The organism is Dolosicoccus paucivorans (genome assembly GCF_900100125.1).
Taxonomy (GTDB): domain Bacteria; phylum Bacillota; class Bacilli; order Lactobacillales; family Aerococcaceae; genus Dolosicoccus; species Dolosicoccus paucivorans.
In genome coordinates, this window is sequence record NZ_FNEL01000015.1 from 22,037 (window position 1) to 33,963 (window position 11,927).

An 11,927-nucleotide genomic window follows, 5' to 3' on the forward strand; every position below is an offset into this window, starting at 1 on the left:
GCATCTCATTAAATGTTTTCAATCGAATCGACAATATCACCTGTTGTCGCATCAATATAAAGATAGTCAAGACGACCGTCTTCTTGCTTTGAAGTAACTTCCCAAATAGGAAGCGTATCTTTTAACCCTAGACGGACTTGAATAATTTTTTGTATGTCTTTTTCAGACTGTGCAATACTTGCTGCTTCTTCTTGAGTGATCAACGTATCATAATCGAAATAATGAGACTGACCCCCGTCTTGTTCAATAATGGCGTATTTTCTTTCATCATCACCATTCGTAAAGTCTAAAGAAAAATATGCTTTTTGAATAGTCGTCCAATAAAAATGATGGACTTGCTTGACTGGCATTTCGTATTCGATTAAACTCACTGCTTCTTCTTCTGCTTGATTCGCTTTACTTTGAGTTTTCATAAATAATAATAGAAAAGTTAAAGAAATCATTAGTACGATAAAAGTCAATATACTGACTGTTCGTCTGGACACACTATCTCTCCTCTTATCTTCAGTATTTATTTAGTATACCACGAATCGATCGATATATCGGTATTAAAATCAAATTCATAACTATTTTTTAGAGATTCAATGAGTTCATCCGAATAATCAGCAATAAATAAACGTTGGTCAAATAGTAAATAACTACCTATCGTAGGCAAAGTATCGGTTACTTTTTTAAACAAATACATCGTCTCCAACATATCTGCAATCATAACTTGATCAAATGCTTGCCATTGCTCAATTAAACCGGTTTCTATAGTAAATTGTATCGTTTCATGATGCATTGGTTTAAAAGGCAAGCTTTGTAAAAGTAAACCATTATATGCTGCGTTTGATCCAACCATTTCATTTAAATAGGTCTCCATTGTGACAACCATAATGCTTTGATGGCTATTTTGGGTGCGAGCGAGGATTTTGTTAAAACTACCGCTTACCCCTTCTCCTAAAACGACATAGTCTTTAGATATTTTAGGGTGAGCTTGCATTGCTTTAGTTGTTTCAATCGACTGATTCAAATGATTGGTAATAATTAAATAGCGCTGACTCTTTTTCGTAGGAGCTTGATCGAGCAAGTAATTCATTTGGGATTCGATAACACGTTCTTGCCCACTCTCCGCCGTTTTTTCTATTTGTAAATATTCCATTGGAACAATCCATTTAGTCTTAGCTTTAAAAGGATCTTCTTGGTGCTTAAAAGCGACTGAATAATCCATCATCACAAGATCTTCGTAATAGCCTTGTAGATCTTTAAATGGCTCTGTAGACCACGTCATCACTTGATCAAAATAACTTAAAGGGTGATTTTCCGGTAACTCAACTGGCTTAATTATAAGCTTAGGATGCAAATACTGTTCGAAAAGTCTTTCTCCAGTAATCAACCAACTATCTGAAACGCTATACCATAGCCTTCGTTGGTTACGTTGAGTAAAACGAGTTAACTCTAGTAAAGAATCATATAAATAAAAAGGTGCTTGCCACTGCTCAGTCACTAAGCGTAGCTTTTTAAGCTGAGCTTTAAGTGAGTCTAGTCTAGACTTCCATTCGAAATTTCGTATTGTCTGACTCGTTAAATAAATTTTAATTTGTTCTTGTGGCTCATCATTCGGTTGATGATATTCTTTTAATAGTTGCTTGAGCTCAAAGCTAACTTGATCGTACTCTTTTTCGACTCGCTGGATTTGTTGCAATATTTTCTTTAGCGGTTCAGATGTAGGAGGTTTTTGGTCAACAATGTCGTGATACAAACGTCTTAATTTATCGCGATCATCTTCAAAAGAAAGCTCTTTTTGTCTTGATTCTACTTGATCTAAGTAATATTGGACGCTATCTAAAACAAAGCAAAATCGATGACGAAACGACTCTTTTTTCAAAATATCTAAATGTTTATATTGAATTAAAATACCTGGAGACAGGCTGGCTTTTTCTAAAGCTTGTAGGAAAAATTTACTTGGTTTTGACGCTGCTTTCGTATGCTTTGTTAATAGTGGATAGATATTTAATTCATGATGAATTTCATGAATGTAGCCTGTTGTTGTTTCTTCTAACCAAATGCGATTAGCAGCTAGAGCCACTAATTGTTTATCTTTTAATCGATAAGTATTAAATTTATTTAAAAAAGTATAGTAACGTTTTTCATCAAAATAGCTTTCTTTAGAATATAGCTTTACCCAATCAGAGCTTGAAAGATGAGAAAGAACATAATCCAATTCTTTTTCATTATGCACTCCAACAATCATAGGGCGATTATTCGAAATAAAATGTTGAATTAATTGTAATTGAAATAAATAAGACGCTTGAGGGTTAGTAGGCCATAGATGAACCCATTCTCTTTGTACGGTTAATCTCTCTAACTCTTCTAACGTATCAAAAGGTATATCATTTTCCAAAGTGAACGTTGTATGATTCGATTCTTCATCGTCCTTATTTTTCTCTTCAAAGGGCTGGTCTAATAATTGAAGATATACTGAATTTAACTCCTTTAAAATAGGAGTAATATCTTTTCGGATAGAAGAAGAAAAGGTTTTTACTTTCTCTATAATGCACTGTAGTAACTCTCCTGTGACTAAAGCGTCTGCTAGTGCGTCGTGGGCCTTTAGGGAAGATAAGTTTAAATACTTACTTAACGCTGTTAAATTAAAGGCTGGCGCTTGCGGAAAAAATATTTTAGCTAGCGACACAGTATCAATAATTCCAATAGGATAAAAATCGATTTGAAGTTGTTGTTGGAACGTATGGAATAAAAATGAGTAATCAAACGGCGCATTGTGAGCCACTAAATAGCGATCTTTTATTAAGTGGTAGACCTCTTCAATGACTTGTTCGATGTATGGTACATCTTCAACATCTTTATCATAAATTCCCGTTAATTGGCTAATATTATGAGGGATAAGTCTTTGTGGATTGACTTTTGTTTCATAAGTCTGCACGACTTGTCCATTATCTAATAAAACAACGCCAATTTGAATAATACAGTCTCCATCTTCATAACGTGGACCAGTGGTTTCTAAATCAATCACTGCAACTTTTTCAATCAAATGACTGCTTCCTTTCTTTCATATGATTTGCTTTTTGAAGGATAAATTGTTCGATCTCTCTTGGATTATTTTTCAACTGATGACTTAAAATCTGTTGTTCTACTTGATTAAGCAATTGACCGATTAAAGCAGAACCTTTTGTCATATTTAATAACTCCATAATGTCTTTTCCATTTATTAAAATATCTTGTCTTTTTTGAATGGGTAATTGCTCTTTTTGTAAAAGTGCGGTGTAACTTTCTTTTTGATGGGTTAAATTTAAATATTCTTCCATTAAAAATAATTCTTCTTTTGTATATTGATAAACTATTTCATTCGACCACTGCTTATTTTCTTGATAATGATCATACAATAAGCGCAAATGAACAACGGTGGTAATAAAAGCATTGCTATGAGTCCATCGTTTAAGAAAAGACTTAGCTTGTTTAATGGTTAATCCCATATAAATTGTTAACAAACACCAAGCCATTTCTTCAGTTAGCTCAGCGTCGTTTTCTATATAATATGCGCTATCTTTGGCTAAAGAATGAAAAACTTCTTCTAATAAGATTCCGTTATCAAAAAACGGCAAATAGGTTAATAGTTGACTATCAACTAAATAGTAATAGTGGCTTTTAAAATACTTGCCAGTTAAATATTTAGAAAACTCTACGCGGTTACGCTCCATGGATATAAGTTCAATGGTTGGAGCTAGAGTTTTTAAGGCTTTGACCGTCTCTTTTTCAATTTCAAATCCCAGTTGAGTAGCGAAACGAACAGCACGAAACATTCTTAACGCATCTTCTTCAAAACGTTGGTCGGGATTGCCTACGGCACGAATTAATTTTTTTTGTAAATCTTCTTGCCCGTTATGATAATCATACAATTGACCTTTTCTATCGAAAGCTAGCGCATTAATTGTAAAGTCACGTCTTAAAGTATCTTCTTTTAAATTGCGAACGAAAAAGACTTGATCTGGGCGACGGCTGTCCGAATACTCTCCTTCAGTTCTAAAAGTAGTAATTTCGTAACCTTCTTTTTCATACATGACTAAAATGGTTCCGTGTTCTTTGCCTAAATCAATCGTGTGATTAAAGACTGTCTCTACTTCATCAGGAGTTGCACTAGAGGCAATATCCACATCATGAATAGGTAAAGATAATAACGTATCACGTACGCTTCCTCCGACAAAATACGCTTCATAACCTGCTTTTTCTAACTGTTCTAATAAATAACTCGCTTTTTCAAAAGGCGTATGTTTAAAATCAACGTGCATAAAAAGCCTCCTCATCCGTACATTATGCTCAATGTTTAAATTATATAGTAAATAAATCCAATCTTCAAAGAAGGCTTATATTCCGATCAACGGCTAAATAGTTGTTTTCGCAAATGTCTTTAGGCGTTCAATATCTTCATGGATATCATCATAAGCATAAATAGAGTTTTGATACTGTTCAAGAACACTCCAAGCTAAATAATAGTTTTCGTGATAAATATAACAAGAAGCTAGACGTTTAATGACATCCAATTTTGAAACTAACGCTTTGCTTGCTTCATCGTAGTGAAAGGCTGCTAGTTGCCAGTTCTTTTCTAATTCATAGAGACGTCCTTTAAAATAAGCGGCGAGTGGTTGAAACGCTTCTTCTACTTGTAGAACCGTTAGTAATTCTTTAGCTAAATCATATTGGTGATATTTAAAGTAATAATCGAGTAAATATTCTCCAATCTGCACTTGGTTAGCACCTAGATCTTCTTCTAAAAAACGTTGATGAATTAAGTCAATTGAAGTTTCATTTAATAATTCTACTTCTTTTAATGTCTCTAATAAAAATAAATACTCTTTTGAACTTACGCTCAATTCCTGTAAATAAGAAAGTAACGTCTTTGAAAAAAGTTGGCGGTGATTTAACCGATAAGCTAGATAATCATGCAAAATATATAAATAAGGATGACGAACCCCTTGATGTAAAATCGATTGGCAGTAAATAAATGATTCTTGATATTGATTTTTATGAAAATACGCTTTACAAATTTTAATATCTAACTGCTCATCTTTACTTCTAAAACGTCGAATCACCTCTAGTAGTTGTTCATCGTTTAAGTAATTTACTTTTCCTTCGTTTTTTAATAGTTTAAGACAAAGATCGCGAAGATTAACATTGCGACTTGATTTGTTAAATAGTTCTAAATAGGCTCGTTGAGCTTTCTTATAGTATCCTTGTGCACTAGCAACGTCTCCTAACATTTCAATGGCTGCATCTTTATGTTGAAATTTTTGGCAAATTTGTTCTAATATTTGTTCCGATGCTTCCCAATTTTTCTCTTCGAATAATATTCGTGCTTCAAGTAACCCTACTTTATAGCGTAATTCATCACTTTTAGTACGTTCAATCCAATACTTAGCTTCTTCTAATTGTTTATTTAAGTAATAGGATTCAGCAAGCTTAAAGGCTACTTGAATGGCGGGATATTCATCATAGTACATTCGTAACAAGTTAATCCCTACCGCATATTCTTCTTTTGAAATGTATTCTTCTGCCAGTCGAATATAGCGCTTTAAACTTTGATCATCTTCTTCATTTTTTACCAAATATCCTTTAGCTTCTTCTTGGACTATTAAAAAGGGCTTATTATCGTCAATTAAGCTCCTTAATTTAACCACTCTTTTCAACGATTCGTTCCTCCTTGTGAACTTTTTATTATGTGCTAGATACTATTAAAGCAAATTATTTAATTAATGTAAATATATTTGTTAAAATTTTTTGAAGAAATCATTAAAAAGCACAAAAAAACTCCTTGCCGAAGCAAGGAGATAAATAATTTAATTATTTTACTGCATCTTTTAATGCTTTACCTGCTTTGAAAGCTGGTACTTTAGTTGCTGCAATTTGGATTTCTTCTCCAGTTTGTGGGTTACGTCCTTTACGTGCTGCACGGTGACGAACTTCGAATGTTCCGAAACCGATGATTTGTACACGTTCTTCTTCAGTTAAGAACTCTTGAATTGATTCAAAAAGAGCTTCTACTGTTGCAGTAACGTCTTTTTTAGTTAAGTTTGTTTTGTCTGCTACGCGATCTACTAAATCTGCTTTGTTTGCCATGAGTAGCATCCTCCTTATGGTTATAATTAAATGATAAAAGATACTTATCATTTACTAGTTTATACAATAGCATATCCACCGGGCTTATTCAACAGATTTGGTCCGGTTTCTCTACTATTTCATCCGCTGTAAAAGCTTACGAACGTTGACGAGTAATGACTCGAATCGGAGTTCCTTCAAAATAAAAGGCTCGTCTTAATTGATTTTCTAAAAAGCGTTCATAACTAAAATGCATCAAGTCTTTATCATTCACAAAAGCGACAAATGTGGGTGGTTTAGTCGACACTTGAGTCATATAAAAAATCTTCAAGCGACGCCCCTTATCTGAAGGTGGCGGGTTAATAGCTATTGCATCCATCAGTACATCATTTAATACAGATGATTGAATACGACGCTGTCTATTTTCTGCAATCATTTTTAACAATTCTGGAAGACGGTCGAGTCGTTGCTTGGTTTTAGCGCTAACAAATAAAATAGGCGCAAAAGAAAGATATTGAAACTCTTGGCGAATTTGCATTGTCATTTCATCAAAAAGCGTTTCTTTATTTTCAGCAATATCCCACTTATTGACTAAAATGATAATTCCTTTTCCAGCATCATAAGCATACCCAGCGACTCGCTTGTCTTGCTCTTGGATACCGGTTTTGGCATCTAAAACTAAACATACAATATCACTACGCTCGATCGCTGATAAAGCTCTTAAAACACTATATTTTTCTGTTTTTTCGTAGACTTTACCCCGGCGGCGGATTCCCGCTGTATCGATCATCATATACTCTTGTCCTTCTTCATCGACAAAAGGCGTATCTACCGCATCGCGGGTCGTTCCCTCGATGTTAGATACGATGACCCTTTTCTCGTCAAGCATGGCATTGACAAGGCTTGATTTACCTACGTTTGGTCGCCCGATAAAACTAAAGCGAATTAATGAGTCATCCTCATCTTGTTCATCTTGTAATGGGAAATGAGAGACCACTTCATCTAAAGCATCTCCTAAACCTGTTCCGTGACTTCCTGAAATTGGATAAGGCTCGCCCAAACCTAAGGTATAAAAATCATAAACTAATTGACGCTGTTCTGGATTGTCGGCTTTATTTATTAGTAAAACAATCGGCTTTTGAGTACGATGCAATAACATCGCAATCTCTTCATCTAAGTCTGTCACTCCTTCTTGGACGCTAGCAACCATCATAATGACATCCGCTTCATCCATAGCTATTTCTGCTTGATTACGTACTTGATTCATTAAAGGCTCATCAGACATATCGATACCTCCTGTATCAATAATTCTAAACTGACGGCCTAACCAAGTGCTCGTTGCATACAATCGGTCTCTTGTAACGCCTGGGCGGTCTTCTACAATTGATAGACGTTCGCCAGCTAATCGGTTAAAAATCGTTGATTTTCCGACATTAGGACGCCCCACTAAAGCTACTGTTGGTGTAACCATTCCAACACCTCCATTAAATTCATTCAAAAAAATAAAGACTGACTTATATAGTCAGTCTTTAACAAAAGCTTATTAGAATTAGTCTTCAGCTTTAAAATCAGCTAAAGCATCTCCTAGCATATCTCCTAGAGAGAAGCTAGATTCAGTCGCTGTATCGTTCACAAATCCTGCTGGTTTAGTCTCGCGTTGTTGTCTACGTGGTTGACGACGACGCTCACCAGAGTTACGTTGTGATCTTTCAGCACGTTCTCTAGGCTCTTCATATCCTTCTGGCTTTTCTTGTAAAGCTTTAATAGATAGAGATAGACGTTGACGCTCTGGATCAACACTTAAAACTTTAACTTGAACTTCTTCACCTTCAGTTAATTTATCACTTGGGTGAGCAATGTGTTCGTAAGCAATTTGAGAAATATGAACTAATCCTTCAACCCCTGGGAATACCTCAACGAATGCTCCAAAGTCAGTTAAGCGTTTAACAGTTCCTGTTAATTCTGCTCCTTCTGGTGCTTTTGTTTCGATATTTTCCCATGGACCTTCTTGTGTATCCTTAATTGATAATGACACACGTCCACGTTCTTCGTCAACTGACAATACTTTTACTTTAACTGTTTCGCCTACTGTTAATTTATCAGATGGCTTTCTTACGTGTTCGTGAGCAATTTCAGAAATATGAACAAGTCCGTCTACACCGTTTAAGTCAATAAACGCACCAAAGTTAGTTAGACGTGCAACTGTACCTTCTACGATTGATCCTTCTTCTAAGTTAGCCATTGCTTCTTGACGCTCAGCTTCACGTTTTGCGCGTGAAATTTCTTTATGCGATAAGATTAGACGGTTTTCTGCTGGATCTACTTCGATAATTTTTAATTCTAATTCTTTGCCTTTGTAAGGTGAGAAATCATCAACGAAGAAATCTTCAACCATTGAAGCTGGAATAAATCCACGTACGCCAACGTTAACAACTAATCCACCTTTAACTACATCTGTAACAGGTGCTGTAATTGTTTCATCGTTTTCTGCTTTTTCTTGGATTTCTTTCCATACTTTTTGTGCATCAACGCGACGTTTTGATAATAAGTAGTTTCCATTTTCTTTATCTTGAATTGGCTTTACAACAACTACTTCGATTTGATCGCCAACGTTAACAACATCTGTTAATTCTTCAATAGGTGTTGATGAAAGTTCGTTACGTGGAATAACACCTTCTAAGCCACCACTTTCTTGGATAGCTACGCGTACTTGGTTATCATCAAACGCTAAAACGTCTGCTGTAACTGTATCACCGATACGAACTTCTTTAACACTATCTAATGCATCTTCCATTGATGTGATTGTTTCTTCTCTTACTTCTTCTGACATTAACCAGTTCCTCCTAAGCAATTACCATAGATCATCTTGAACAACGAGTGTTCTTCAAGACTACTATGTTATAGTATATCAAAAGGAATGCCATTAGTCTACCTTAATCATTGATCTGTTGACTTTAATGGATGATTTCTTCAATTTTTTGCAATACTTCTTCAATTGTCAAATCGCTTGTATCGATGATGATCGCATCTTGAGCTGGCTTCAATGGACTAACAGGACGATTCATATCATAATGGTCTCGTTCAATAATTCCTTTTTTTATTTCTTCCAAACTTTCTTTTGTATAGCCGAGTGCTTGATTTTCTTTGTAACGTCTTAGGGCCCGCACTTCAGGACTTGCTTCAAAATAAAACTTATAAGTTGCTTGAGGTAAAACAGTTGTTCCAATATCACGACCGTCCATTACTAAAGACGTTTTTGCAGCCATTTTTTGTTGCATTGAAACCAAATAATCTCTGACTTGAGGAATCGCAGCGACTGGCGAAACATATTTCGTCACCTCTTCACCTCTTATCTCATGAGTCAAATCTTGTCCATTTAATAAAATGTGCTGCAGGCCATTAATATACTCAAACGATAGATCAATTTCTTCTAGAAAAGAAAAATCAGCCTGAGAGTCGATTTCTTTTCCTTGAGTTAACATATAATAAGTAATCCCCCGGTACATCGCACCAGTATCGACATAAATAATATTTAAACGCTCCGCTAATAAGCGTGCAATGGTACTTTTTCCTGATGAAGCGGGGCCATCAATTGCTATTGTTAACATAGCTATTCCTCCTTAAATATTTTCCAATTAAAATAGGCCAGTCGCTAGACTGACCTAACTTAAACATAATTTAATTAAGGCACGACGATTACTTGACCTGGATGAATTGGTGAATCAATCGATACGCCGTTCATCTCAGCTAACTCGTAAACGCTAATACCGTAATTGCGTGCAACACCGTACCATGTATCGCCTGCTTGAATCGTATAGCTACCGTATTGAGGCACTGCTGGTTCTGGTGCCGGTGCTGGTTCAGGAACTGGTACTGGTTCTGGCGTTGGCTCTGGCTCAGGTTCTAGTCTAGATGAACTTTCTTGTGAACTACTACGTGATTGAGTTGGTAAAATTTCTGTACTACCGCTTTGCTCTTCACGCTGGCTGCTTGATTCACTTGATTCGCTAGCAGATTCACTTGCTGAACTTGACTCAGAACCTTTAGAGCTTTCAGCTTCTTGTGAGCGGCTTGCACGGATTTCGTCCGCCGTACGCGCTTCATTGGTTGTTGAAGTTGAGTTACGCGTATATAAAGCATAAATTGTAAACGGTAAAATTGTTACAATAATAAGTAAGAAAAGAAGTACTTTTCCAAGAGTGGACGCTTCTTTATTCCCCTTTTTAGCTTTAGAAACGTTTTTCTTTTTAGTCTTTGCTCGGCGAGCTCTCTTTTCATCTACTTCAACTTGTTCTACATCATCTTGAAGCGCTTCTTCTTCGATACGATTGCGCTGTTTTTTTACGTTATTTTTTTTATTGTTTTTTGCCATTTTTTCTCCTCCTACAACTAACTCTAGCTTAATACTAATATTAAGCATAGTTTAACATAATTTTAGCGCAAAAGAAGTAAAAAAGCGAATTTAATCTTTTAGTCGTAATAATTCGCTAATTGCAAGTTAAAGTAAGACTCATTTCCTACCTAGGTCATCTGAGCTATAAACGCAATGTAAATCATGTGCTTGCCGGCAGCGAAGCTTCGCTTGACAATGAGCTGAGGCATGATACTCGCAAATAGCGAGATGGGCCCAGGGTTTATGGGATTATTCCCATAAACCTTGCCCTCTTTAACCATGCCGAAGGAGGATCGCTGTCAAGGGCGCCGGCTACGCGGCTTCAGCTAACCAAACGTCCAAGGCAGAATGACCGGCGTGAATTCCTCTAGGATAATTATTGATCCACTCCTCGATGCTTTTAATTTGAGCTTTGGAGTAATCTCTAATGATGGATCCTTTTGGAATGTGACGGCGTATCTGACCGTTGATTTGTTCATTAGTGCCTCTCTGATAGGCGCTGTAAGCATCACAGAAATAGATTCGGCAGCGCTTTTCATCTTTATCAAAAAATGATGCTTCCATATCTTTCCAGTTTAAGAATTCACTGCCGTTATCTACGGTAATTGTTTTAAAAGTCATCTTAAACTTTTCAGGGCCTAAGCTGTTCTCAAGATCGTCTAAAGCCTTGATAACCGCACTTTGAGTTTGAGAAGAAAGCTTTAGGAGAATCGTTCGTCTGGAACGGCGATCTACCATCGTTAGTAAGGTGGAACGATGTTTTTTACCGGATTCCATGCAGTCCATTTCCCAATGACCTAACTCACTTCGGTTATTAGCATCCTCAGGCCTATCACGAATAGATTTAGCCAAGGGGTCTCTTTTCGTTCTTCGTACACCCTTATACTGTCGCCTACTGCTTTTACCTTTACGAGGCAGATCTTCCTTAGTTAAAGAAGCGAAGAACCCTCTCTCAATGTAGTTGTAGATAGTTTTAAAGGATAGAGTGAGCCCCAAGATCTCTTCGTTCCTGAGGGCAATGCTTGCCGCATAGGGTGAGTAGGATTCGTTAGCGATTAAGTCCTCAATGAAGTTAGCTGCTTTATGATTGTTTCCGATTTTTGGATTAGGGCCTTTTCTCGTGGCTTCAAAATCATAGTCATCCTGTGCAACATCGGCCGAATACATTTTGTAAGGCTCCAGGTCAGACCTTACAACATCTACTAGGCCTCGCTTACGCTCACGGTAGAAGGTGGCTTTTGAGATGCCTAAAGACTCATAAATCTCTTTGTTGGTTTTTTTCTTCGCCTTTGGCGCTTTGTCATTCTCAATTAGTAACTTTTCCATCGTTCTACGCATCTCATAGGTCATATGTGAATATTTTTTCCGAACTATGGTAGAATAGGTATAGCTCATCGAAATCCCTCCTCTGTATTTTGTGGTTAAAATCAGTATAGCAGAGATG

General features: G+C 36.4%; 10 protein-coding genes. All 10 read right to left on the minus strand.

All coding sequences use genetic code 11. The features are described from left to right. Positions 1-8: 8 nt before the first annotated feature. The 10 genes from BLR79_RS03625 to BLR79_RS03670 all read right to left on the minus strand — a co-directional run bounded on the left by BLR79_RS03625 (position 9) and on the right by BLR79_RS03670 (position 11,878). A complete protein-coding gene (locus tag BLR79_RS03625) occupies positions 9-485 on the minus strand; it encodes a PepSY domain-containing protein (protein WP_143338769.1) in 477 nt (158 codons plus the stop codon). Positions 486-511: 26 nt separating this feature from the next. Beyond that, positions 512-3,031, minus strand: coding sequence for an exonuclease domain-containing protein (locus BLR79_RS03630; RefSeq protein ID WP_092084961.1), 2,520 nt, complete (start codon positions 3,029-3,031; stop codon positions 512-514). Next, positions 3,024-4,286 (minus strand): CCA tRNA nucleotidyltransferase, encoded by a 1,263-nt coding sequence (locus BLR79_RS03635; protein ID WP_159427584.1) that lies wholly within the window; start codon positions 4,284-4,286, stop codon positions 3,024-3,026. The genes BLR79_RS03630 and BLR79_RS03635 overlap by 8 nt, the downstream gene beginning before the upstream one ends. 93 nt (positions 4,287-4,379) lie before the next feature. Next, the gene (locus BLR79_RS03640) at positions 4,380-5,681 is read right to left on the minus strand and encodes a tetratricopeptide repeat protein (RefSeq protein ID WP_092084965.1); all 1,302 of its coding nucleotides are present in this window, start codon (positions 5,679-5,681) and stop codon (positions 4,380-4,382) included. 154 nt (positions 5,682-5,835) lie between these two features. Continuing rightward, positions 5,836-6,111: an HU family DNA-binding protein gene (locus BLR79_RS03645; protein ID WP_092084967.1), complete on the minus strand. Its 276-nt coding sequence runs from the start codon at positions 6,109-6,111 to the stop codon at positions 5,836-5,838. 136 nt (positions 6,112-6,247) lie between these two features. Beyond that, entirely contained in the window at positions 6,248-7,561 is a 1,314-nt protein-coding gene (gene der / locus BLR79_RS03650; protein ID WP_092084969.1) for a ribosome biogenesis GTPase Der, read from the minus strand. Positions 7,562-7,639: 78 nt separating this feature from the next. After that, positions 7,640-8,920: a 30S ribosomal protein S1 gene (gene rpsA / locus BLR79_RS03655; RefSeq protein ID WP_092084971.1), complete on the minus strand. Its 1,281-nt coding sequence runs from the start codon at positions 8,918-8,920 to the stop codon at positions 7,640-7,642. A 124-nt stretch (positions 8,921-9,044) separates the two neighbouring features. Beyond that, positions 9,045-9,698, minus strand: a complete 654-nt coding sequence (gene cmk / locus BLR79_RS03660; RefSeq protein ID WP_092084973.1) for a (d)CMP kinase — start codon at positions 9,696-9,698, stop codon at positions 9,045-9,047. A gap of 74 nt (positions 9,699-9,772) precedes the next feature. Next, complete coding sequence (locus BLR79_RS03665; protein ID WP_102227291.1) at positions 9,773-10,462, minus strand: LysM peptidoglycan-binding domain-containing protein; 690 nt, start codon at positions 10,460-10,462, stop codon at positions 9,773-9,775. Positions 10,463-10,795: 333 nt separating this feature from the next. Beyond that, positions 10,796-11,878: an IS30 family transposase gene (locus BLR79_RS03670; protein ID WP_092084977.1), complete on the minus strand. Its 1,083-nt coding sequence runs from the start codon at positions 11,876-11,878 to the stop codon at positions 10,796-10,798. Positions 11,879-11,927: the final 49 nt, after the last annotated feature.